The organism is Bacillus salipaludis (genome assembly GCF_030938565.1).
GTDB lineage: Bacteria > Bacillota > Bacilli > Bacillales > Cytobacillaceae > Neobacillus > Neobacillus salipaludis_A.
On sequence record NZ_JAVGVR010000001.1, the window covers coordinates 5,962,616 to 5,987,379 of the forward strand.

Annotated in this window: 22 protein-coding genes and 1 pseudogene; all 23 read right to left on the reverse strand. The window is 39.5% G+C overall.

Going from position 1 to position 24,764, the window contains the following annotated elements:
- Window positions 1-190: 190 nt before the first annotated feature.
- Window positions 191-583 (reverse strand): VOC family protein, encoded by a 393-nt coding sequence (locus tag RCG21_RS29620; protein WP_308914103.1) that lies wholly within the window; start codon window positions 581-583, stop codon window positions 191-193.
- A 19-nt stretch (window positions 584-602) separates the two neighbouring features.
- Window positions 603-1,769 (reverse strand): Gfo/Idh/MocA family protein, encoded by a 1,167-nt coding sequence (locus RCG21_RS29625; protein ID WP_308914104.1) that lies wholly within the window; start codon window positions 1,767-1,769, stop codon window positions 603-605.
- Between the two features lie 28 nt (window positions 1,770-1,797).
- Window positions 1,798-2,721, reverse strand: coding sequence for a sugar phosphate isomerase/epimerase family protein (locus RCG21_RS29630; protein WP_308914105.1), 924 nt, complete (start codon window positions 2,719-2,721; stop codon window positions 1,798-1,800).
- 184 nt (window positions 2,722-2,905) lie between these two features.
- Complete coding sequence (locus RCG21_RS29635; protein ID WP_308914106.1) at window positions 2,906-3,778, reverse strand: helix-turn-helix transcriptional regulator; 873 nt, start codon at window positions 3,776-3,778, stop codon at window positions 2,906-2,908.
- Between the two features lie 95 nt (window positions 3,779-3,873).
- Window positions 3,874-5,072, reverse strand: a pseudogene (locus RCG21_RS29640) (Gfo/Idh/MocA family protein).
- Window positions 5,073-5,378: 306 nt separating this feature from the next.
- Window positions 5,379-5,774, reverse strand: coding sequence for a helix-turn-helix transcriptional regulator (locus RCG21_RS29645; protein WP_308914107.1), 396 nt, complete (start codon window positions 5,772-5,774; stop codon window positions 5,379-5,381).
- The gene (locus RCG21_RS29650; protein ID WP_308914108.1) at window positions 5,693-6,232 is read right to left on the reverse strand and encodes an AraC family ligand binding domain-containing protein; all 540 of its coding nucleotides are present in this window, start codon (window positions 6,230-6,232) and stop codon (window positions 5,693-5,695) included. The genes RCG21_RS29645 and RCG21_RS29650 overlap by 82 nt, the downstream gene beginning before the upstream one ends.
- Window positions 6,229-7,278 carry a Gfo/Idh/MocA family oxidoreductase gene (locus RCG21_RS29655; protein WP_308914109.1) on the reverse strand — a complete coding sequence of 350 codons (1,050 nt, stop codon included), beginning with the start codon at window positions 7,276-7,278 and terminating at the stop codon, window positions 6,229-6,231. The genes RCG21_RS29650 and RCG21_RS29655 overlap by 4 nt, the downstream gene beginning before the upstream one ends.
- 98 nt (window positions 7,279-7,376) lie before the next feature.
- Window positions 7,377-8,303: an ABC transporter permease gene (locus RCG21_RS29660; RefSeq protein ID WP_308914312.1), complete on the reverse strand. Its 927-nt coding sequence runs from the start codon at window positions 8,301-8,303 to the stop codon at window positions 7,377-7,379.
- A 105-nt stretch (window positions 8,304-8,408) separates the two neighbouring features.
- Window positions 8,409-9,902, reverse strand: coding sequence for a sugar ABC transporter ATP-binding protein (locus RCG21_RS29665; protein WP_308914110.1), 1,494 nt, complete (start codon window positions 9,900-9,902; stop codon window positions 8,409-8,411).
- Between the two features lie 72 nt (window positions 9,903-9,974).
- Window positions 9,975-10,943, reverse strand: a complete 969-nt coding sequence (locus RCG21_RS29670) for a sugar ABC transporter substrate-binding protein (protein ID WP_308914111.1) — start codon at window positions 10,941-10,943, stop codon at window positions 9,975-9,977.
- 461 nt (window positions 10,944-11,404) lie between these two features.
- Complete coding sequence (locus tag RCG21_RS29675; RefSeq protein WP_308914112.1) at window positions 11,405-12,343, reverse strand: aldo/keto reductase; 939 nt, start codon at window positions 12,341-12,343, stop codon at window positions 11,405-11,407.
- 29 nt (window positions 12,344-12,372) lie between these two features.
- Window positions 12,373-13,569 carry an MFS transporter gene (locus RCG21_RS29680; RefSeq protein ID WP_308914113.1) on the reverse strand — a complete coding sequence of 399 codons (1,197 nt, stop codon included), beginning with the start codon at window positions 13,567-13,569 and terminating at the stop codon, window positions 12,373-12,375.
- Window positions 13,570-13,689: 120 nt separating this feature from the next.
- On the reverse strand, window positions 13,690-14,454 hold the full coding sequence (locus tag RCG21_RS29685; RefSeq protein ID WP_308914114.1) for a DeoR/GlpR family DNA-binding transcription regulator: 765 nt from the start codon (window positions 14,452-14,454) through the stop codon (window positions 13,690-13,692).
- Between the two features lie 124 nt (window positions 14,455-14,578).
- Window positions 14,579-15,457 (reverse strand): class II fructose-1,6-bisphosphate aldolase, encoded by an 879-nt coding sequence (gene fba / locus RCG21_RS29690; RefSeq protein WP_308914313.1) that lies wholly within the window; start codon window positions 15,455-15,457, stop codon window positions 14,579-14,581.
- Window positions 15,458-15,498: 41 nt separating this feature from the next.
- A complete protein-coding gene (gene iolI / locus RCG21_RS29695; protein WP_308914115.1) occupies window positions 15,499-16,338 on the reverse strand; it encodes a 2-keto-myo-inositol isomerase in 840 nt (279 codons plus the stop codon).
- A 128-nt stretch (window positions 16,339-16,466) separates the two neighbouring features.
- Window positions 16,467-17,330 (reverse strand): sugar phosphate isomerase/epimerase family protein, encoded by an 864-nt coding sequence (locus RCG21_RS29700; RefSeq protein WP_308914116.1) that lies wholly within the window; start codon window positions 17,328-17,330, stop codon window positions 16,467-16,469.
- Between the two features lie 34 nt (window positions 17,331-17,364).
- Window positions 17,365-18,402, reverse strand: coding sequence for a bifunctional inositol 2-dehydrogenase/D-chiro-inositol 1-dehydrogenase (iolG, locus tag RCG21_RS29705; RefSeq protein WP_308914117.1), 1,038 nt, complete (start codon window positions 18,400-18,402; stop codon window positions 17,365-17,367).
- Window positions 18,403-18,469: 67 nt separating this feature from the next.
- Complete coding sequence (locus RCG21_RS29710) at window positions 18,470-19,903, reverse strand: sugar porter family MFS transporter (RefSeq protein WP_308914118.1); 1,434 nt, start codon at window positions 19,901-19,903, stop codon at window positions 18,470-18,472.
- Between the two features lie 18 nt (window positions 19,904-19,921).
- The gene (iolE, locus tag RCG21_RS29715; RefSeq protein ID WP_308914119.1) at window positions 19,922-20,815 is read right to left on the reverse strand and encodes a myo-inosose-2 dehydratase; all 894 of its coding nucleotides are present in this window, start codon (window positions 20,813-20,815) and stop codon (window positions 19,922-19,924) included.
- Between the two features lie 15 nt (window positions 20,816-20,830).
- Window positions 20,831-22,741, reverse strand: a complete 1,911-nt coding sequence (gene iolD, locus RCG21_RS29720) for a 3D-(3,5/4)-trihydroxycyclohexane-1,2-dione acylhydrolase (decyclizing) (RefSeq protein ID WP_308914120.1) — start codon at window positions 22,739-22,741, stop codon at window positions 20,831-20,833.
- A 3-nt stretch (window positions 22,742-22,744) separates the two neighbouring features.
- Window positions 22,745-23,740, reverse strand: a complete 996-nt coding sequence (gene iolC / locus RCG21_RS29725; RefSeq protein ID WP_308914121.1) for a 5-dehydro-2-deoxygluconokinase — start codon at window positions 23,738-23,740, stop codon at window positions 22,745-22,747.
- A gap of 16 nt (window positions 23,741-23,756) precedes the next feature.
- Window positions 23,757-24,572 carry a 5-deoxy-glucuronate isomerase gene (gene iolB, locus RCG21_RS29730; RefSeq protein WP_308914122.1) on the reverse strand — a complete coding sequence of 272 codons (816 nt, stop codon included), beginning with the start codon at window positions 24,570-24,572 and terminating at the stop codon, window positions 23,757-23,759.
- Between the last annotated feature and the right edge of the window lie 192 nt (window positions 24,573-24,764).

Sequence of the window (24,764 nt, forward strand, 5' to 3'; positions counted from 1 at the left end):
TTCAATACACTGACGAGGTAAGGAAGGTCCAGATGAAAATACAACTTGAAAATAAAAGAACAATAATAAGCGCCAATTCTTAAAACAAATAGAATTAGCGTTTATTATTATTTTATTTAATCGATCTTCGAATTACTTTCAAGATAATGGAGTCCAATCCTTCTGAAAATGCCCGGCCTCTCATTGTTAACTAATCTTCCTTTCTTTCTTCCACAAATTGCAGCAATTCCCCGTTGAGTCCCCTAAAACGAATCGTTTTACGACCATTGATCCCACGTTTGGGTTCACTCGTTTCAAAGATAATCCCCAATTGTTTACAATAAGAAATTGCTGTATCCATATCTTCTACAACAAATGCCAAATGATTGACTAACCCATGTTCCGAATAAATGACATCTTGCCGAAGATCACGAATGAGTTCAATCTCAAATCCAGGCAACCCCGGTTGAGTTAAAAATGTAAGCTCCTTATCTCCATTATGACTTCTTACACGAACCTTAAAATCTAGTAGAGTATTGTAAAACTTTATGGACTCATCCATATCTGAAACCATAATACCGACGTGTTCCACTCTTTTTATCATCTTGCCCCCCTATCTGTTGTTATTGATATTCGACCCATACAGCACCATTGTCTGCAGATCGTACACAGTTCTCCACCCACCGGACACCTTCTACCCCTGCCTCAATACCCGGGTACCAAACATCTTCTAGCGTTTCACCCCGATCTACTGCTGCCATAGCTTTTGCAAACCGTGTGTATAGATTGGACCATGCTTCAAATAGCCCTTCAGGATGACCACCGCCAATGCGATCATCTACTAATGCTTCAGGATAGAGATAATCCATACCGCGTTCTACAATCTGCACAGGTTTTCCCTGGATTTCATAACGCAGCTGATTAGGCTGTTCATCCCACCATTCAATACTGGCCTTAGAACCGATGACCCGGATCTTTTGTCCATGCATGGAACCAGCATTTACACATGAGGACCACACCGTACCAACAGCACCATTATCATATTCCATAATGGTATAGGCATTATCTTCCAGTGGAGCTCGACTCTTAACAAAGCTCTGTCTCGTACACATCAATTTTCTAATTTTCAAATTAGGCAGCATTACTTCTGACAAGTAGAGAGGATGTGTTCCCAAATCACCCAGTACATAACTTGGACCTGCCATTTTTGGATCTACACGCCACTTTGTACTTGCATTATTTTCTTCCACAGCTCCTGAGTGGAATCCGTGTGCAAACTGCATATTCACAATACGAATTTCCCCTAAATCACCATTCGCTATCATTTGACGTGCCTGTTCAATGACCTGATGACCGGAATAACCATAGGTGATACCCACCACAAGATTTTCCTTTTTGGAAAGCGCCTCAAGATCTTTTGCCTCTTCAGTCGTAAAACACAACGGCTTTTCACAAACAACATGCAGACCCGCATTCAGTGCAGCTTTGCAAATCTCGTAGTGAGTGCCGTTTGGGGTTGCAATTGAAACGGCTTGAATACCATCTTCACGTTTAGCTTCTTCTTCGAACATGGTTTTATAATCTGGGTAGCAACGGTCTGGACTAACATGTAAATTTACGCCAAAATCTCTTCCACGTTCCGGATTAATATCAAAGGCTCCGGCAACCAATTTAAAATTATTGTCACGTAAAGCAGATGAACGATGAATATACCCAATTTGACTTCCGCGTCCGCCACCTACCATTGCCCAACGGATTGGTTTCTCAACATTTTTTTCGCCATAGATCATTTTTGATTTCTCCTTTTCTTTGAAACTCTTAATAGCCTACACTCTTTAAATAGTCAACACTTTGCTTCACATCGCGTAAACTAGTATCCGCATTTCTAGGGTCTCGTTCCTGTTCGATCGTGATATATCCATGGTAATGAATCTCTTTTAATAATTGGTGAATCGAATGGTAATCCATGATCCCCTGCCCGATTGGACACATGACCCCTTTGCCGCAAGCATCAAAAAAGCGAATCTGTTCATCCATCACTTGGTGATAGATATCTAGATCAATATCCTTGAAATGGATATAATCCATTCGGTCTGCATAATCTCTTAGCCACTGAACCGGATCCATTTTAGAATAATATAGATGTCCTGTATCCAGGCATAGTCCGGCGGTTTCATATGGAATATCTTCTAATAGTTTCTTAATCTCGTCTGCAAATTCAATATAACCCCCGGCATGCGGATGGATGACGGGACGTACGCCATACAGATTCCACGCCCGCTCGGAAAGTGAACGAATATGGTTCATCATCTTGTCCCAATCCTGTGTCGATAACCTTGGTGCCCGATCAGGATGGCCAGCATTAAAGTCTCTTTCGTCATGCCCCCAATCAATAATCACCAAATAAGGAGTTGGAAATTTTTGTCCCTTCTCCTTTGGGGAAGGAGGAAGTTTTGTGATTAAAGTACAAATATCATCTACCTGTTGTAGTAAATTTTCAATATTACTCTCTGAAACTAAATCATCAAATATTGTCCCTGCAATAATCGTCAAATCATGTTTCGAGAGCTCATCTTGTACTCTCTCAATATCCATTGGTATATATCCATATGGCCCTAACTCAATACCTTTATACCCAGCTTGTGATGCCTCGTTCAGCACCCGCTCCCATGGAGGCAGATAAGGATTTTGGGGATCATCCACCCCCCAGCAGCATGGGGCTCCTGAAATTTTTATACTCAATTGAAACACCTCCGAAACTTATGCTTTCATTATAAATTTTGTATCGGTTAAACGCTTTCACTATCTTGTTTGATTTAAAACGATTTTTCTATCTATATAAGTAAAACTTTCACTATCTTGTTTTTAATCGTTTTAAAAAAAAGAGAATAACTCCCTTAAAGAGCTATCCCCTTTCATGAAATGTTCATTTCCCAACAGGTTCATTTATATCCACCCAGCATTTTCGATATTTGATTGGAGACATGCCAACAATTTTGGTGAAAATTGTGTTGAAGTAGTTGGAATTATCGTATCCTACTAAGGATGCGATTTCAGTGGAATTATACTGGGTATTAATCAAGAGAGATTGAGCCTCCCCAATTCTACGCCTCATAATGTATTGCATCGGAGCATAACCAGTCGTTTCCTTAAAAATATGACATAAGTATGAAAGGCTGATATTTAAAGCTTCACTTATGGTTTCCAACGTATCGATTTCAGAAAAATGTTCATCCAGGTAATTCTTTATGCGTTCTCCTAAAATAACTCCCTTGCTTTCCTCCGTATCATTCCTTCGATCCATTTGTTTTAGCACCATAATCAAGAGGGTATGCATTAGATGATGGCTGATTTCTTCCGCCCCAGTATTCCCCGAACAAATTTGGGTGTACATCATTCGAAATAAATCTTCAATATCCTGGCCAAAGGCTCCGCTGCGTAAAACGGGACTTGATCCGTCGGGTATTAGACAATTTTCCCGTAATCCCTCTAACTTTAAGTTTCCTACACCACAGCTGTACACACTCATTTCTGCCTCTGGATTTGTACGCTCATCATGGATCATTCCGCTGTTATAAATAAGAATATCGCCCTTTTTCGTATGGTATTGCCGTCCGCCAATCGTATGAATTCCTCTGCCATCTCTAATATACAAAATTTCGAGCCTGTCATGATGCACATGCATAACACAAGGTAGTTTGGTATGATCGGCCTCAGCTTTACAAACATAAAGGAGCTTTGGAAGTTTGCCATTTTCAAAAGATGGTGTGAATTCTTTTTTAACAAAACTCTGTACCATAAACCCACCTCTTCTTCTACGGTGTGACAGTTTCACCAGTTAATATAATTGAATAAGAGTTTACAATATTTTGTCAAGAGTTGGAAATCCCCTTTTTATACTAATAAGGCTTTTTTGTTTTGAAACTCTACCCAAACTGATCCATTATCTGCAGAACGAACACAATTTTCAATCCAGCGAATTCCTTCTATACCAGCGTCAATATCAGGGTAAACTAAATGCTTTAATGTTTCCTCATCATTTCGGTTTTTTGCATCAATTGCAATCGCAAATTTGAGGTAAATATTAGCCCAAGCTTCAGATAATCCTTCGACATGCAGTGCACCTAAACGTTCGTCTGCATTAGAACTATCATCTAAGTAAGCCATAGCACGGATTAAAGTTTGAGCAGGTTCGCCCTGAACCTCATATTTCAGTTCTCCACCTTTACTGTCCCACCATTCCAAACTTGCCTTAGATCCGACAATTCGAATCCGATGTCCGTCCATACATCCTGCATTAATGGAGGATGTCCAAAGTCTTCCGACCGCCCCATTTCATAGTGCATAAGAACAAAAGCATTATCCTCTAAAGGAGCGCGGGTTCCAATAAAACTCTGCCGGTCACATAACAATTTTTTTATTTTCATATGTGGCATAATCAGCTGGGACATATAATACGTATGGGTGGAAAGGTCCCCTAAAACAAAACTTAGGCCTGCAACCGTAGGATCAATACGCCATTTTTGTGCATCATTTGTTTTATCAGACTTATCATTAGAATTAAAACCATGAGTGTACTGCAACTCAACAACACGAATGTCACCAATTTTTCCTTGTTCAATCATTGCCCTCATTTGCAGTAACATTTGATTTCCGGAAAAACCATACGTTACCCCAACAATTTTCCCTTTGTTCTCTGCCAGTGCTTTAATCTCTTCACCCTCTTGGGAGGTAAAAAACAAAGGTTTTTCACAAATAACATGCAGACCAGGTTCTAACGCCGCCTTACAGATTTCATAATGAGTTCCGTTAGGAGTAGCGACGGTTACAACCTCAACCCCATCCTCTCTCAACGATTCTTCTGCAAACATGGTTTTATAATCAGAATAGCAACGGTCTGCGTCTACTCCAATATTTACACCAAAATCCCTTCCTCTCTCGGAATCAATATCAAATGCTCCTGCTACTAATTGATAAGCAGTATTATCTCGTAGTGCACCCGTACGGTGTTTGTAACCAACTTGTCCAAGTCGGCCACCTCCGACCATACCCCAACGTAGTGGTCTTGCTATTTTTCTTTCACCATTTAACATATTAAACACTCCTTTTTAATTTTTTTCGTCCCCTATCAATTAACCTGTAAGCGTTTCCTCCCTATAAATAAATTATAGTATTTATATATATTTCTACCTCCAATATCTTATTTTTGTGATGTTCTAAAAACTTGATGGGTACTTGGCCATCAAAAGAAATGTTCACTTTTTTATAAAAAAACTTCACAATCTTGCACTATCAGGTTTTCAAATGAACAAAGTACAAAAAAAGCCCTCATCTGGATCAAATATCACCAGATGAGGACTTTTTAATGTTTTTATATTTTGGGAGAGGAGTTTCTTCCTTCACTTTTTAATCCATAATTGTCGGTATTTTTTTGGAGACATTCCTACAGTTTTAGAAAAAAGGGTCGTAAAATGGCTAGTATTATCGTAACCAACCACACCCGCAATATTGGTAACACTTTCGTTTGTGTTAATCAGCAATGACTGCGCTTCCCCAATTCGGCGGCGAATGATATATTGAATCGGAGAAAATCCAGTATGTTCTTTGAAAACATGAACGAGATAAAAGGAACTAATATGAAGTTTTTGCGAAAGGATATTCAATGAAATATCTTCCATATAATGTTCGTCAATATACGATTTAATGGTATTGGCTAGTAGTGATTCCTCTGATTTTGATAATACGAGGTTCTCCTGTGGAATTTGCAAAATGATCGTAATAAGGGCACGAAGCAAATAACTACATGTTTCTTCTGCACCTGGTTTTTCCCCGAAATTTGTGAATACATCATTTCTAGTAACGATTCAATATTCGTGGCATACTCCCCACTGCGTAAAACATAGGAAGAATCTTTTGAAACCAAATGATTTTTCGGAAATCCAGATAGCTTTAAATTTGTAATCCCACAGCAAAAAACGCTCATATTCGTATCCGGATTTCCATATTCATCGTGAAGAACACCACTATTATAGATTAATATATCACCTTTAATGGTTTTATAGTGCCGGTCACCAATCAAGTGACCGCCGCTTCCTTCTTTGATAAAAATAATTTCCAGTACATCATGATGCATATGCATCGCTCTAGGCAAGCTTGTATGAGTTGAATCAACATTACAAATATAGAGCAGTTTCGGAATGGTACCATCTTCAAAGCTTGGATGAAAGTCTTTGTTAATAAAATACTGAGTCATTTATTAGTTAGTTTATGATATGGAGATTGAACCATAATCAACTCTCCTGTTTCAAATGATTCCTTGCAAGCATAGCCAAGAGCGGTTGATAACACTCCATCTTCGACTGTAACGTTTGGCTTTCTATTATCCCTTATACAAGAGATGAACTCCTCAACTTCACTTAAATAGGCCTGTTCAAAACGTTCCAAAAACCCATCAGAGCATTCCTTTACTGCGCCAGTTTCATCAAAGACAGTAACCATATTTTTTTCTGGAACCATTCCAATTCGCAACGTACCTTTTGTTCCGATAATTTCCGTTTCAATGTGATAGCCATGGGCACTATTACGACCAGCTACAAAAATCCCCATTTTATTATCCTCAAATTTTACCATTGCCGCACCTGTTTCAGCATCATTTAACTTTGAAAAATCAGGATAGGCATAGGCACCGCCAATAGCCCAAACCTGTTTAGCCTCTGCGTTTAAAAACCATCTGGCAAGATCCAAATCATGAATCGCCATATCAAGGAACAAACCACCACTATAGTTATTTTTCGCAAATTGCATAAACCCGTTGATGGCTTTTGCCGGGTCAAGTCCATAGCAGCGAATTAAGAATGGTTCCCCAATTTTACCTTCTTCTATTTTCTTTTTTGCATAGGCATAAGACTTATCATATCTGCGCATAAATCCAAGCATAAATACTTGGTCCTTATGCATATTGACTACTTCTTGTACATGAAGCGCTTCTTCTAAATACAATCCAAGTGGTTTTTCGCTGAACACGTGGAATCCAGCATTTAAAGCTTTCTCAATTTGCTCACAATGAAACCCTGATGGTGAAGCAATAAAGATGGCATCCAGTTCCTTATTTTTTAGCATCTCATCATAATTCGTATAGGCATATGGAATATTCCACTCTTTTTGAACTTCTTCCACTTCCTCGAGAATTACACTGCAAACGGCTGATAATTCACAATTAGGAATGCGAAACGCCAGATTTTCCGCATGCTGCCTGCCTAATCTTCCTAAGCCAACTATACCAACCTTTACCCTATTCATCCGAAATCTCCACCTTTTATTATTTTAGGGAAACCCTTTATCTATATTGCATAAAATGGGTCTGACCTCTAAAAGTCAGACCTGTTTGTTCTTCTCTATTAAGCTTTTTTATTTTTACGAGAATCAATTAATACAGCACTTACGATGATGGCACCCTTTAAAATTTGCTGCCAGTAAGAAGATACTCCTAATAAATCAAGGCTGTTATTTAAAACCCCAATTATCAAGGCACCAATAATCGTTCCAGGGATGGTACCGACCCCACCTGCTAAACTTGTGCCACCGATAACCGCAGCAGCAATCGCATCAAGCTCAAAGGATACTCCCATACTTGGCTGTCCGACACTTACCCTTGCAGTCAGCAGCATACCGGCAATAGCAGATAGCAATCCTGCATAAACATAGATTAAAATTAGGTAGCGATCAACATTGATTCCACAGATTTTCGCAGCTTGAACATTACCGCCAATTGCATAGGTATACTTACCAAACTTTGTTTTAGCTAGTAATATATGAGACACAATCCCTACTAAAGCAAATATAATAATCGGAACCGGAATTCCTGCAATGACACCTCTGCCTAAAAACATAAATGGTTCAGATAAGTTTGGAATCGGTCTTCCGTCACTATATAACAGGGCTAAACCTCTTGCCGCTGTCATCATTCCAAGCGTTGAGATAAATGGCGGAATCTTCCCCTTTGTTGAGATAATTCCATTTATCGCGCCACAGGCAACCCCTACCCCTACACCAATCAATAAAGATATGACCAGAGAGTCCCCAGGATGCGCAAAACTCGCTACCATAACAGAAGTCAATGCAATAACTGAGCCGGAGGATAAGTCAATACCAGTTGTAATAATAACAATGGTAACACCAATGCCAACTATTCCAATAAACGAGATTTGCCGAATAATGTTTAATAGGTTTTGTGTTTTTAGAAAGGACGGCGATAGAAACGACATAATAATAACCATTGCAAGTAAAACAAAGACAATTCCATATTTACTAATGAATGGGCCAATCTTTTCTTTCCAAAGGTTTTTTTCACTACCTTGATTTACAGTAGAAACAGTACTAGTTGATGGACTACTCAATTTGAACCCTCCTCTTCAATTCCCTAAAAAATATTAATGATAGGCGATTTCTAATATTTTTTCTTGATTCGCTTCCTCTCGCCCTAATTCTCCCTTTTTATCACCCTCGTGCATGACAATAATTCGGTCACTCATTCCTAAGATTTCCGGCATTTCGGAGGAAATCATGATAATCGCCTTTCCTTGCTGCGCAAGCTTAGACATTAGCTTATGAATCTCTGATTTAGCACCAACATCTACACCTCTTGTCGGTTCATCCAGGATAAGAATATCCGGGTCATTCAAGAGCCATCGTGCAAGTAATACTTTCTGTTGATTTCCACCGCTTAAATTCATAATGAGCTGATCAAGGTGAGGGGTTTTAATATTTAACAGTTCGACCTGTTCATTGCATTTTTCTTTTACTTCCCTATTATTGATATAGCCACCCTTTAAAAACCGATTAATATTGGAGATAATCATATTTTCCCGAATAGATAGAGGAAGAAAAGCGCCCGTTAATTTCCGATCTTCCGTTAACAGGGCAATTTTATTTTTAATGGCATCTTGCGGATTTTTTATTTTTACCTTTTTGCCTTTTATGTAAATCTCGCCGGTATCAGGAGGATCAATTCCAAAGATGCTCTCAATGACCTCTGTTCTTCCCGCTCCCATCAGGCCAGCAATCCCTAAAATCTCGCCCTTTCGAAGTTCAAAATTAACATTTTGGAACTTCCCTTTCCTGGAAAGATTTTTGACCGCTAAGATGACTTCTCCCAATTCAGCTTTTTCTTTATGAAAGACTTGCTTTATTTCCCGCCCAACCATCATTTGAATCAATGTATTTTCATCTATTTCTTTTGCTGATTTTGTGCCTATATATTGGCCGTCTCGAAAAACAGTTAATTCATCACAGATTTTAAAAATTTCATCCATTTTATGTGAAATATAAATGATGGAAACGCCTTTGGCTTGTAAAGAACGAATAATTGCAAATAACTGTTCAACCTCTTTATCTGTAATCGCTGATGTTGGCTCATCCATAATAATTAAGTCAGCATTATAGGAAACAGCTGTTGCTATCTCAACCATTTGCATATTGGCAATACTTAAATCTTTCATTTTCGTAGCCGGATCAATATTGATATTCAATGTTTCAAAGAGTTTTCTAGATTCTTCCACCATTTTTTTATTATTTACCCAGCCGGTCTTTCCAAATGAAAATTCCCTGCCTAAAAAAATATTCTCAGCCACCGTCATATGCGGGACTGGACTTAATTCTTGATGAATCATGGAAATACCATTTTTCACCGCTTCTTTAGGCCCGCTTACTTTTAATTCTTTACCTTTGAACCGAATAGTGCCAGCATCTGGAGTATAGATCCCAAAGATAATCTTCATTAGAGTGGACTTCCCCGCCCCATTCTCTCCCATTAGGCCGTGAACAGAACCTTTTCTTATCTTTAATTGAATATTATCTAGTGCTTTTACCCCGGGAAACTCCTTTGTAATGTTATCGAGTTCGAGAATATACTCACTCACCTTCATCACCGCCTAGATTAAGATTTTTGTAAAGGGGCCGCTCAGAACTCGGGTCTGAGCGACCTTTTCAATTAAGAATTACTTTTCCCATTTTTTGATAAACTCGTCGACATTATCCTTTGTAACTAATTGGAATGGGATATTAATAAAGTTATTCTTTAATTTTTTACCTTTTACAGCATCAATTGCTGCTTCAATCGCTCCTTTACCTTGACCAAATGCATCTTGGAAAGCGGTAACATTTAATTTCCCATCTTTAACATATTTTAAAGCGTCAATTGTTCCATCAATACCTGCAACAATGATATTTCCGCGCTTACCTGCTTCATCAAGCGCCGCAATCGCTCCAATGGCCATTTCATCATTATTTGCAACAATGGCATCAAAATGTTTTCCAGATTGGATCCAGTTTTCCATCAAGGTCATCCCTGTGGATCTTTGATAATCAGCGGAAGCTTCACGGACAATTTTCATACCTGGGTTTTCTTTCACAACATCTTTGTTCCCTTGTGTTCTTTTTACTACTGATTCTTGACCTAATGTACCATTCATTAGACCAATATCTCCTTTGCCTCCCAATAATTCTGCTACTTTTTTCATTTGGATAGTTCCAGCCTCAAGAGACTCTGAACCAACATATGCATAGATTTTTTTCAAAACCTTTTTACTTGGCGCTCTATTTACAATAATCACTGGGATATTAGCGTCATTTGCAGCATTGACCATTGGTTCAACTGCATCTGTATCAACTGGGTTAATAATAATTGCATCTACGCCTTGAGTAATGAATGTATCCACTTGAGACATTTGCTTACTAGAGTCATTTTTGGCATCTACCATTTTCACTTCTACATTTTTATGTTCTTTGTCATATTGATTAATTCCATCATATAGGTATGATAGCCATTTATCGTCGAACACCGGCATCGCTGCACCAATGACAATATGATTTTTATCCTTACCTGAAGTTGTTGCCGAACCGCAGCCGGCTAGTAATCCTGAAAGTAATACAAAAGCCATCAACAAACCCATTAATTTCTTATTCATGTACAATACTTCCTCCTTATATTTGTATTTATGTATGTTCTAAGTAGTTTACTAGATTTGCACACTTTTCAAATGGAGTTTCCAAGTTATATTTTTGAAGATTTAACCGAATAGAAAGATCATTCCCCCTTAGTGTGATTAGACCCTTTTTGAATTATTAACTTTTGATAATATTATGGTTAACTCTACTATTTAAAGTATTTAGTTACCCACAAACCAATACACAATAACTATATTACCCATTCATCTTAAGAAAATTTGTTATGTATTGATTAATTCTTGGTTAACTTAATAATAGTTTGTTAAGCGCTTTCAGTCAACAGATTTTTTTGTATTTTCTAATAGTTTCGTAATCCTTTCTATCTTAGAATAATTTTTTACGGTAATTTCCGCTTAATAAACAAAAAAAGAGCCCATAAATTTCATTTGGCTCTTTTTTAGATATAGTTTTTTTCAAAATATTATTTAAAGATCCAGTCAATTTCCTCAATTTCATTCATTGATAGTTCTACATTTAAAGTGTTCAAATTGTTCAATACTTGCTCAGGATTCTTAGCCCCCGGAATGACTACATCAATCGAACCTCGCGTTAAATACCATGCAAGCACAATATGAGCCACTTCCGCTCCTTTCGCTTCAGCCATTTTCCGCAATCGCTCTACTTTTTCTAAGTTTTGTTTGAATGCTTCACCTTGGAAATGTGGCATATCACTGCGCAAATCCTTTGGACCAAACTTTGTATCATTCGTATATTTCCCTGCAAGAAGACCCGAGGCTAATGGGAAAAACGGTACAAATGAAATCTGGTTTTCTGCTGTATACGGCAGAACATCCTTCTCCGCTCCGCGGTCTAATAGATTATATCCACCTTGAAAGACATCGACATACCCGTCCTGATTCGCTTCCTTCAACTGGTTGAGTGTAAAGTTAGAAACACCAATAGCCCGGATTTTCCCTTGATCCTTTAACTCCTTCAATGCACCAACTGCCTCATATTTTGGGGTCTTATTATCGGGAAAGTGGATGTAAAATAAGTCAATATAATCTGTTTGTAGACGTCTCAAGGCCTCCTCTACTGACTGTTTTAAGAAAGCAGGCGAGTTATCCATGACAACACCATTCCCAATAAATCGATGGGCTGCTTTGGTTGCTAAAACAACTTTACCGCGCATCCCTGATTCTTTTACTACCTCACCGATTAACTCCTCAGAGCGCTTTGGCCCATAAATAAAAGCGGTGTCCAAAAAATCAACGTCATGGCGAAGAGCCGCCCTAACTAATTCTTTCCCCATTTGTTCATCCAAATTTGGATATAAATTATGGCCGCCTACCGCATTTGTACCAAGTCCTATTGGGGTAACCACTAGATCAGATCGTCCAAGCCGAGCCTTTTGTACCATTTTTACTTCATCCTCTCCATACAATAAAATTAAACATCCATTCCATTTTCTAATGCTGGATTAAAAGCATTCTTTCTTCTCCATAGACTAATAAAAATCACCGCAACCCCTCCGATGGCAGCAGCGAAATAAAATCCAGCTGCCAGCCCCAAATGGGCATTTAATATGCCCGCAATAAAGGGCCCCGCAAAAATCCCAATGGCATAAATGGCTTGATAGGCCCCCATTGCAGTTGCCCTTTTCGCATGCGGAATCGTTTCTATCGACATACCTAAAAGCAGTGGAAAGATAATCCCCAGTGAAAACCCATTAACGATTTGTGCGACATAAAATAAGCTCCTTAAATGAATAAATGGAACTGCAAACGTGAAAACAGCCGCCAGCAAATAAGAAATTCCTAACGTTCCCCATTTTCCCATCGATGGAACCAATAGATTCCCCATATAAAGAGTAGCAATCGCATGCGGGATCATAAACGAAAGAATGACAAGAATTAAATCATTTGTGCTAAAACCAATATGTAGTGCATAGGCCGGAATAAATCCAAACATCGTTGAAAAAATAATGCTATGGGCCAAAATCGATAAGGTAGAAGCTTTTAAAAGCAGAGGGTCCTTTACCACCGTGGTCAAATCTTTTAATTGAATAGGTTTCCTATCTATCCCTTCCTTCGGCTCAAACACAAAGAATGAAAGAAACACACCAATTACCGCAATACCTGCTCCGAACCAAAACGGCGCATGCCAGCCCCACCGATCAACAATATAACCGCTTAGCCCCATCCCTAGAAGCTGTGCAAACACAACAATGAAGGAAATCATGCTCATCGCCCGATGAATTTCACGGTCTGAAAAATAACTAGAGTACAGGACGGTAAAAACTACCCACGTTGCTGCAGCTATTCCTGCAAGGCAACGGGCAATCAGAACCCATAGTAAATGATCGGTTACCGAAAAAATCAGACAGCTTAGCGCACTAACCATCATTCCAAAAATTAAAAATGGCTTTCTTACTTTCAGCATATCTGAAGAAATACCAATCGGTAATCGAAATAATAATTGCATCAGACCATAGCTGCCCAAAACGATTCCGATAAACGTATATTTTCCCCCAATTGATTCCATATAGGGGGATAAAATCGGAACATAAATAAAATGGGAAAACCATAAAATGAACGAAACCGCTAAAAAAATAGTTTTATCCCTAATAGGATTAAACGTACGCAATGAACCACTCCCAGTCTTTTTCGTCAGTCACCTTCCATTCGAAAAGTGAAGTAAATAAACAATAAACCATGGACGTATGTACATGGTTTTTCACATTTGGACTGAGATTGTTTTCTAGGTTTAATCGTGATCTTCTGCAACAACAAGCTCAATTTCATTCTGATTAAAAAATTCTTGATAGTTTTCATATGGCATTTGATCAGTCACGACATAATCAATCTCGTCTAAGCCACAGTAAGTCATTAGACCATATTTATCAAATTTATCCCGATCCACCAATAAAAAGACTTTTGAACTTCTTTCTACCGCAATCGTTTTCGTTTCGCTCTCAAGCGGTGAAGCATTTGTCACTCCATTTGTTAAGGAAATACCCGTCGAAGCCATAAATGCTTTGTTAATATTATAGGATTGAAGCAAATTAAATTGTTTCAAGCTGATAAACGAATTCGTTTTCCGTTCCAGTACCCCGCCAGTAGAAATGACGTTTAAATTCTCATATGGAAGGGCATTAATCATAAAATCAAGATTATTCGTGATAATTGTTAAATTTTTCATTTTAATGTATTCAATCATTTCTAGCGTGGTCGTCCCAGAATCAATAAAAATGACATCCCCGTCTTCCACATAGCTTGCAGCAGCTTTCGCAATGACTTCTTTTGATTGTTGGTTGCGTATTTTCCGGTCACTAAAGGAAACCAGTGCTTCCGCATTTACAGCAACCCCGCCATAAACCTTTTTAATTTCTCCAAGTTCAACTAATTCTTGAATATCACGACGAATCGTATTTTTAGAAACATTAAAAACATCACAAAGTTCGTCTAGAGAAGCGGTTTGATGTTCAAAAATATAATCCTGTATCTGTTTAATCCGTTTTGTCTTAATCAATTCTCGCCACCTCCCTTTACTTCATGTTCATACGTTCATCTAGTTTATTTTTACTATATAATAAAAGATCAAATGCTATCAATAGGGGATGCCTTAGTCATGTTAGATAAGGCCCCCCTATTCGTCAAGCCTTTTGGTTTGACTTAAACAATCTGATTTTTTCTTTAATTGTTTCTACAATCGCATCTTTCCCAGGCGTAAGAATAGTCCTAGGGTCATATACCTTTTGATCAGTATCCAAAAAGACACGGACTGCATTGGTCCAGGCTTGGATACATTCTGTATTGACATTGATCTTAGCATGACCAAGTGCTATTGCCTTTTCAATTTGATACTCAGGAATACCGGAACCGCCATGTAACACAAGAGGTATTCCAGTCATATCAGAAATTTGTTTCATTTCGGCAAAGCCGAGCTTCGGCTCCCCTTGGTACGGTCCGTGAACAGAGCCAAGTGCAGCGGCTAACGCATCGATTTCTGCCTCTGTAACGATTCGCAAGCATTCATTTGGATCTGCATATTGGATTCCGCCAATTAAGCCGTCTTCATTTCCACCAACCGTGCCCACTTCCGCTTCTACAGATACACCAAATGCCCTTGCATATTCAACGACTTGCTTTGTCATCGCAATATTTTCGTCAATTGGAAGGTGGGAACCATCAATCATGACGGAGGTAAATCCGGCATCAATTGCCTGTTTGCAACTTTCCACACTTCGGCCATGATCTAAATGCAAGGCGACAGGAACTGTAATATTCATTCGTTTCACTTGTTCTTTTACCATTGCCGCAACCATTCCAAAGCCACCTAAATAATCGACAAGGCGATCAGATGCCGCTAATATGATCGGTGATTGTTCTTCTTCTGCTGCCTGCAGTGTCGCCTGAACCCAGTGTAGGCCATTAATATTAAATTGCCCAACAGCATATCCGCCTTCTTTTGCTTTAAAAAGCATTTCTTTCATCGGTACAAGAGAATGTTCTTTTACAGGTACTATCGTCATCAATCGTGCACCTCCCCTTTTAAAAGTTTTTTCATTATTACTTATTCAAAGTCAAAGTATTTTGAAACCACTCCAACGGTCGTTTCTTTAGCAGTCTTAATATTTTCATCTGTATCTAGTTGATAATATTCCGGTCTGAATAGCTCTACTGAAGCTACTTCGGAATAACCAATTTCTTTTAATGTAGATAAAATGCTGTCTAAATCAATAGCACCTAATCCAGGCCAAACACGATCGTCGTCAGTTAAAAAGCCAATTGGGAAATCTTCAGTATCATCCATATGCAAAATAAAGATTTTCGAGCCGTCCGCATTTTTCAAATCTTTCATTTTAGAACCCATTGCATGGAAGTGGAAGCAGTCAAGGACTAGGCCAACATTTTCACGATTAACAGTCTCAACGATTTCATAGGCCTGACCGAAAGTATTTACGGTACACTGCGGATGTCCGACAAATTCAACCGCAATTTTCATTCCATATGGTTCTGCAAGATCAGATAACTCTGTTAATACCTCTACACAGCTTTTCTTAATCTCTTCTTTTAGGATTTTTTGTTCGGTCACAAGCGGAACCGCTACAACATACTTCACACCTAATTTTTTGCCTGTCTCCAGCATGCCTTTGAATTCATCAATAATAGCCGCATGACCTTCTTCATCACGATTATTAAAAAATACTAAAGCATTAAAGGCTAATGGTTTAATATGATGATTTTCGAAGTAGTTTGCTAAATCTTCGATGGAATTTCCCTTTAAATACTCAGGAAGTTTATCCATTGTACGGATTTCAATATAATCATAGCCATGTTTTTCACAAAGCTCTAAATCTTTTTTTAGATTAGAATTTTCAAGTGTAGTAGCCTGATTAAAACATAATTTCATAAGGAACCTCTCCGTTTCCATTCGTTCAAATTTTCTTTTAGATAAAGCATGGTTATAGTCTTTGGATAACCATGCTTATTCGCATTGATCTCACCGCTTAAAGAAATAAGAGAGTTGGCAGTTTTACATTAAATATGTAGACCCTCTCTAATGGATTTCAATGTTACATCATTTGACCATTCAGGTTTATCAGGATAAGCGAAAACTGAATTCGTTACAATTCCGTCAAATTTCATTTCTCTTAATTTACGATAGAGCGCATCAAAATCTACTTCTCCTTGACCTGGATTCAAATGCTGGTGAATCGTTACGTTTGCATCAGGTGGATTAATGATATAGCGTAATCCAAATGCTGCTTTATGATTAAGTGTATCCGCAATGAGTACATGCGCGAGTAAATCTCCTGCTTCGTCTAAATGTTTGGCCACATCACCAATACCGTCATCATAAAAGAAAGCATGTGCAACAGAATAGACCAGCTTAATCCAATCTTTATCCAGGGCACGAATCATTTGGATCGCTTCTGTGTTCAACTCAATAAAATCATGTGGATGAGATTGTAAATTTAGTTTAATTCCCTCTGTTTCAAAAATCGGCATCAGCTCATCCATTGATTTTACAAAAGCAGCTTCACTTTCAACCGGACGGTTTTTGTCGCCGGCAAATTCACTGTTCATCAAATCAACTCCTAATTCAGAAGTGATTTCGATACAGCGTTTCCAGTTTCTCACTGCAGCTTGACGTACTTCTTCATTTGGTGAGGACCATTGCTGAACAGGAAGTACGGATGAGATTTTTACGCCAGCATCTAAACAATATTTTTTTAAATCTTTGATTAGCTGCCTATCTACCTTTGGATATTGATTAAACCAAATAAAATCTTTACGAGGGGATAACTCTACCCATTCATATCCTAGTCTTGCAACTGCATCGATTGTATCTTTTAAATTTGTATTGTCACGATAATGTGACGGATCATATGCTAAACGCATTCGCTTTTATCCCCTTTCAATGCTCCTTCAAAAATTAAACAGTTGTGCAAATTGCATTTTCACTATAAAATGCTGGTCTTTCTTGAAGGGTAATCAGTTCCTTTTCCCCTGTCTGTTGTGCCTTCACACATACATCAGCTGTGACAGCAGCTATATAGCCATCCCATGCAGTCGGGCCATTAGGCTCTCCTGTTTTCTTAATGGAATCCATAAAATCTTGCAATTCTACATCATAAGCATCAATAAAGCGATCTTTCCAATCCATTAATAGATTCGTCCCTAATTTTGCTTCTTTACGGAAGCCGATACTTAACGGTTCAGGCAAGGTCACAACTCCGTCTTCGCCAATGACTTCACATTGAATATCATATCCAAATCTGCAGTTTACAAATACCTCTACATTGATGACGATACCGCCCTGTGTCTCAATAGTAAACAATTGTGGATCTTGCAGATGCGCTAAGGCATATTTGGTTTTTCTTGGATAAACGACCTGAACAGATTTATAATCATCATTTACTAACCAGTGAAGGCAATCAATTTCATGAATTAACGTATCAACAACAGCCATTTCCGTTGTATATTTTTCATCAACCGTTGGATTGCGGTGGGCAGCTTTAATCATTAAAGGTGCTCCAATAAACCCACTATCGATGGCTTCTTTCATTTGCATATAACCGCGGTCATACCTGCGCATAAATCCAACCTGGACAAGACGTTTGCCATGCTTGATTTCGGCTTCAACGATTCGCATGCAGCCTTCTGCAGTCGTTGCCAGAGGTTTTTCACAAAAAACATATTTTCCTGCTTCAATCGCAGCTAAAACGGTTTGTTCGTGTGCAGGACCCCAGCTAGTAACTAGGACAGCATCAACATTTTCATCCTTTACTAGTGTTTTATCATCCGGATAGACAACGGCATCCAAACCAAATTGTTCGACGGTTTGTTTTGCAGACTCTTGATTTACATCGGTGACAGCGACTATTTTTCCACCTGATAATGTGTTCGTAATTCTTTTAATATGTTCACGGCCAATGGCTCCAGTTCCTACTACACCAAATTTCAATGTCATGATTATGTTCCTCCAAGTTATCATAATGATTATTAATAGTCTTATAGGGTAAACGCTTACGATAAAATTACTGAGCTATTTTGGTTGAAACATCTTTCATACCTTTTTGATCCAAGCTACGGAAATGATGTTCCAATTCTTCAAGGGAACGCCCCTTAGTTTCCGGTAAATATTTTTTCACGAAGGCAATGGCCCCAATTCCAAGTACGACGAAGACGAAGAAAGTGGTTGATAATCCAATTCCGGCGAGTAGTACTGGAAATAACAATCCAATTAGGAAGTTCGTGATCCATAGGCAAAACACTGTTGCGCCCATTCCAATTCCCCGTAGTCGAAGCGGGAATATTTCTGAGAGCATCAACCAGGTAACTGGTGAAATGGCTCCTTGTTGAAATGCCAGGAATGTTACGGTTAGCGAAAGCACTACATAAGGAAGTGCAGGAGAGCCTTTTAGTACAATTGAAAAAATGCCAATTAACAGAAGTGCTGCCGTCGTACCGATTTGTCCAGTCAATAACATTGGGCGGCGGCCAACTTTACCAAGCAGCCAGATCCCAACAAAAGTGGCTAAAACGGAGATGGCACCGTTTGCAATATTACCAATCAGCGCTGCCTCTGTTCCGAATCCTGAGTCTTTTAGGATTTCCGTTCCATAATACATAATGGAGTTAACACCGGTGATTTGCTGAACAACAGCTATTCCAACTCCAAGAAAAACAATCCGCCGAATCCATGGAGTATTTAAATCCTTAAAGGTTGCTTGTTTTACTTCTTTTTCTTGTGAAAGAGTTGTTTTAATTTCTTTTAGTTCGGATTGAGCCTGTTTTTCTTCACGAATTTGCTGCAGAACTCTTAATGCTTCACCAAATTTTCCTTTAGAAGACAACCAGCGCGGGCTTTCCGGTACAATCAGCATCCCGAACCATAAGACAACAGCCGGCAGTGTCGCAATTACTAGCATAAACCGCCAAACATTGCCGCTTTCCCCGAGCGTTGTTCCGAGAATCGCATTAAAGGTAAAGGCCAATAATTGTCCAGTAACAATCATCAGTTCATTTTGGGTCACCATTCGGCCCCGGCGTTCCATCGGCGCCATCTCTGCTAAATAAGTTGGTACGGTTACCGATGCACCGCCAACCGCTAGACCAAGCAAGAAACGAAAGACAATCATGATAGAAGCGTTTGGCGAAAGCGTACAGCCTAATGTAGCAATAAAGAACAGAACGGCAAGAGTAAGAATATTTTTGCGACGTCCATTTTTGTCTGACAATCTACCCCCAAACATCGCCCCAAGGGCAGCTCCGAAAAGGAGTGAACTGGCAACAAGCCCTTCCGTTGCCGGAGTCAGGTTTAACTGATCCGATTTAGACATATATGGCAAAGCGCCGTTGATTACTCCCGTATCATAACCAAAAAGCAAACCCCCGAAGGTCGAGACTAACGTAATGGTCTTTAAAAATGACTTTTGATTTCGAGGTTTCACTGTTCCCTGTTTTGTCATATAGTTGCCCCCTGCTGCTTAAGCATGAATTAATAGTTTTTCATCAATATAATGACGAGCAATGAGAGCATATTCTAGAGGGTGTGCAATGGATGGATCTTGTTCCGCTTCTATCACAATCCATCCTTGATATTCATTGTTGATTAGCGTCTCGTAAACGTTTGTGAAATCGATGCAGCCATCACCAGGTACGGTAAACATGCCGCTTAAGAAGGATTGTAAAAATGATTTTCCTTCCTGCTTACATTGTTCCAAAACTTCTTTTCTAACATCTTTAAAGTGAACATGCTTAATCCGGTCTAGATGTTTATTTAATAGCGTTAGATAATCTCCATCAGAGACGAAGATGTGGCCTGTATCATAAAGTAAATGAACATGGTTGGGATCCGTATTTTCCATGAGCCGATCAATTTCCTCTAGGGTCTGAACACCGGTTCCCATATGATGATGGAAGACGAGTTTTAAGTCATATTGTTGTGCTATTTTCCCAAGTTCATTTAGTCCTGCACACAATGTGTTCCATTCATCATCGGTAAAGTAAGGCTTTTCCGTGAAAACATTTTTTCCAGTCCCCTGGATACTGTATGTTTGCTCTGAAACAACCGCAACGCTGGCATGCACTTCTTTTAAATACTGACAATGCTTGTGAAAGGATTTGGCTGCTTCTTCTATACCATCCCGAACAATGAAACTACTAAACCATTGTCCAGCAATTTTTAAATTTCGTAACTTCAGCTCTTTATTCAATACTTCAGCTTCCGGAAAAAATCCACCGACTTCTGTTCCTTGAAAGCCTGCTACAACAATATCACTTAACAAATGAGATAGGGAGTTCCCTGCCCCAATTTCCGGAATATCATCATTCCGCCAGCCAATTGGTGCAATTCCCCATAGAATAGTTTGTTCCCCCATAAGATCCTTCTCCTCTTAATATTGTTTTGCTGTTTCTAGTTTCTGTTTTCGGGATTCATACGCTTGCTGAATACTTTCCTTATTAGAAACTTCGGCAACGCCTACATTCCACCAGCTGTCATAACCATCTGTCATCGTCTTTGGCAGCACTTTCATTTCTATTAAAGTAGAAACCTCTTGTTTCTTCGCATCCTCTAATGCTGCTTTCAATTCATCAACTGTATTTGCACGGTATACTTTCGCCCCATATCCCTCTGCCACTTTCGCATAATCAATATTAAGGACTTTATTGTCATGGGTTCTAAATTCACAATGATAGCTGCCGCTGCCGTGATCCATTTGTAGATTATTGATACATCCCCATCCAGAATTATCAAATAGAAGAACATTAATTTTTTGATTATATTGAATCGCTGTAACAAGCTCGGAATGCATCATTAAGAAACTGCCATCACCTACAAGGGAATATACTTCTTGATTTGGCGCTGCTAATTTAATTCCTAATGCACCGGATACTTCATAGCCCATACAAGAGTAGCCGTATTCTAGATGATAGGTTTCCGGCACAGTTGGATTCCACACCCGCTGCAAGTCACCAGGAAGGGATCCTGCTGAACTGATCACAATGCTGTCTGGATTTACAATGTCATTGATAGTGATTAGTGCAGTTGTTTGAACAAATTCCGTTTTTAACGTATCGGCATATTCATTTAGTACTTCCTGTGAGAAGTGGTTTTTAACTTCCGGAATAAAATTCTCACGACTGAAAGTGATTTTACTTAAACGGTCACGTTCCACTAACCATTCCGTTTTTAATTCTTCAATCATTGGACCGAATTCGCTTTCGTATCCATCTAACAATGGTGCCAATTGTTCTAATGTTGTTCTTGCATCAGCTACTACCTGGAAAGCATCTAATTTATAAGCCTGCAAGCGGCTGACATTAATGTTTAAGAATTTAGCATTATCAAAATCGAATGCAGTTTTAGAGGAAGTAGCAAAGTCCGTATATCTTGTACCGATTCCGATAATAAGATCTGCTTGACGCGCCGCTTTATTGGCAGCCAATGTTCCGGTAATACCCATGCCGCCCAAGTTGTTTTTAAAGGTAAATTCTACTGTTGATTTTCCAGCTTGGGTTTCGACTAAAGGAATATTATGCTTTTCGGAAATCTTCATTAATATATCGCGTGCGCCTGAATATCTTGCACCGCCGCCGACTAAAATCAACGGCTTTTTGCTTGCCTTAATCAGTTCCGCTGCACCCTTTAATTCACGGTCTACCGGAGCTTTGCGGTCAAGGTAGTGAACACGTTTTTCGAAAAATTTCTCATCATAATCAAACGCTTCACCTTCTACATCCTGTGAAATACAGATCGTCGCAGGGCCTGCTTTACCCGGGTCTGTCATCACTTCAAATGCACGGATTAGACTGGACATCAATTGTTCAGGACGAGTCACGCGATCCCAATATCTTGAAACAGGTTTAAGGGCATCATTGGTGGTCACGGCTGCACTGTATTCTTGTTCAAATTGCTGCAGGACCGGATCCGGCTGTCTCGTTGCGAACGTGTCTCCAGGGATGAGCAGCATCGGAATATTATTTGCAAGAGCAGTTGCCGCTGCTGTTACAAGGTTCGCGGAACCAGGACCTACGGAGGTGGTAACAGCATATATTTTTCGGCGGAGCATTTGTTTACCGTAAGCCATCGCGGCAAGGGCCATCCCTTGCTCATTTTTTCCTTGGATGACTTTTAAGTGTCCAGGATCTTGTTCAAGTGCCTGCCCCATGCCAAGGACATTTCCATGACCAAAAACAGCGATAACACCCTCTACAAATGGAAACTCTTGACCGTCTACATGGATATACTGTTGATTTAAAAATTTGATTAAAGCTTGTGCGGTTGTTAATCGAATTTTTCCCACGGCTTATTTCACCTCAACCTTTTCCGTTCTTTCAGCAATTAATTGTTCGATTTCTGCTACGGTTGGCATCGCTTCAGATGAACTGTGCTTGCTGACAACAATCGCAGCCGATGCACTTCCATATTTCAAGGCCGTTTCGATTTCCTTGCCTGTTAATAAGGCGAAAAGGAAAGCAGAGGCATAGGAATCACCGGCGCCAAATGTTTTTAACACTTTGGTCAGATATGCATGACCTTTAAAGGTTTCCCCTGATTTTGTAAAGGCATAAGATCCTTCGACACCGTGCTTGATGACGATGAGTTCCGGAGAATGTTGGAATAGATAGTTGATCGTTTCTTCGTTGTTACCTTCGAGCTTGTTTTCAAGCACATCATATTCATCCCGGGTCCCGATGACAATATCGGATTGCTCGGCGACTAATTGATAATAGACAGATGTTTCTTCAACGGATTCCCATGAATATGGACGGTAATCTAACTCAAAAACAACCTTCACATCATTCTTTTTGGCAAGGCCTACTGCTTTTAATACTGCTTCACGTGACGGGCTTTTACATAGTGCTGTTCCGGAAACAAGCAGGATTTTTGCCTTTTTTATGTAATCTTCATTGACTTCGGAAGCTTTTAAATAAAGGTCCGCAACATTCTCGCGGTACATTAAAATGCTGCATTCTTCCTGACTTTTAATCTCTGTAAAAGCCAAACCGGTTTTATGACCTTCTTGGTCAACAACCATATTGGAGGTATCGATGCCGACACCGCGCATATAGCTTTCGATGAAACGGCCATGTTGATCATCGGCAAGCTTCCCGATGAAACCGGCTTTCAGGCCCAGTTTGGATGAACCAATCGCGATATTAGCCGGGGAACCGCCAACATATTTTGAAAACGTCATCGTCTCTTCCATTGGACGGTTGTATTCAACCGCGTTTAAATCGATGCAGGCGCGGCCGATGGCAATGAGGTCGTACTCTTTTTCTTCATTAAATAGATATTTCATGTTCGAAAACAGCTCCTTACCGGTTTAAGATCCATTCGTGATCGGGGTCGTTGTGGAATTTCCAAATACGTGTTGGTCCAGCCATGACATTTAAATAGTAGGAAGTGTAGCCATCAGGAACACCTACTGGATGATAGCCTACTGGTACAAGAACAACATCACCATGTTCGACTGCCATGGTTTCATCTAGGGAACGGTCATCCGTATAAACTCGTTGGAAGATGAAACCTTGCTGCGGATTCATTTCATGGTAGTAAGTTTCTTCCAAAAATGATTCGAGAGGCAAGTTGTCTTGGTCATGTTTATGCGGCGGATAGCTCGACCAGTTTCCTGCTTCGGTATAAACCTCTACAACTAGTAAACTATTAGCAGACGGGTCGGAATCAGGTAAAATATTATGAACGAGGCGCTGATTGCTGAATTTGCCTCTATGTTCGATACCGTTATCAGAAGCCTTGATTAGCTTGGTTGGTAATTGTTTTTCTGATGGGGAATAGCAGAGAACCACTCTAGCATCTGTCACTGCTTTTACCTCAAAGTTGCGATGGTTGGAGACGTAAACGCTGTCCGTGGGTTTCTTTTCAAAAACACTTTCGCGCGTGCCCAGGTTTTCAAATGTTTGTTCACCATCTGTCACATGTATTTTTCCCGTTAAAGCGACAATGCAGCATTCCTTATTGCCTAATTCTTCTGAATATTTAGCGCCTGGAGCGAGATCGACAACCTTAAAACCAACATATTCTAATGAAGAATTTTGTTCTGTCACATCGTGAACAATCGTAACTCCTGGTGCAGCTTCATTTTTAATTGGTTTGCGAAGTAATTTGCTCATTTTGAGTACCTCTCATTTTCCTTATTCTAATTAGAAAAGCGCAAGCGCCTTGTTCAGCCCCGACAAGCGCTGGAGGACCAGACGGTGAAGTCGTTCTTTGACTTCATCGGCTGGGCCGAAGCGACCTCGAGGGGCTAGGCGCTGGAGCTGGACAATTCTCAGAGTCAAAATCTTAATTATGAAAAGGATGGG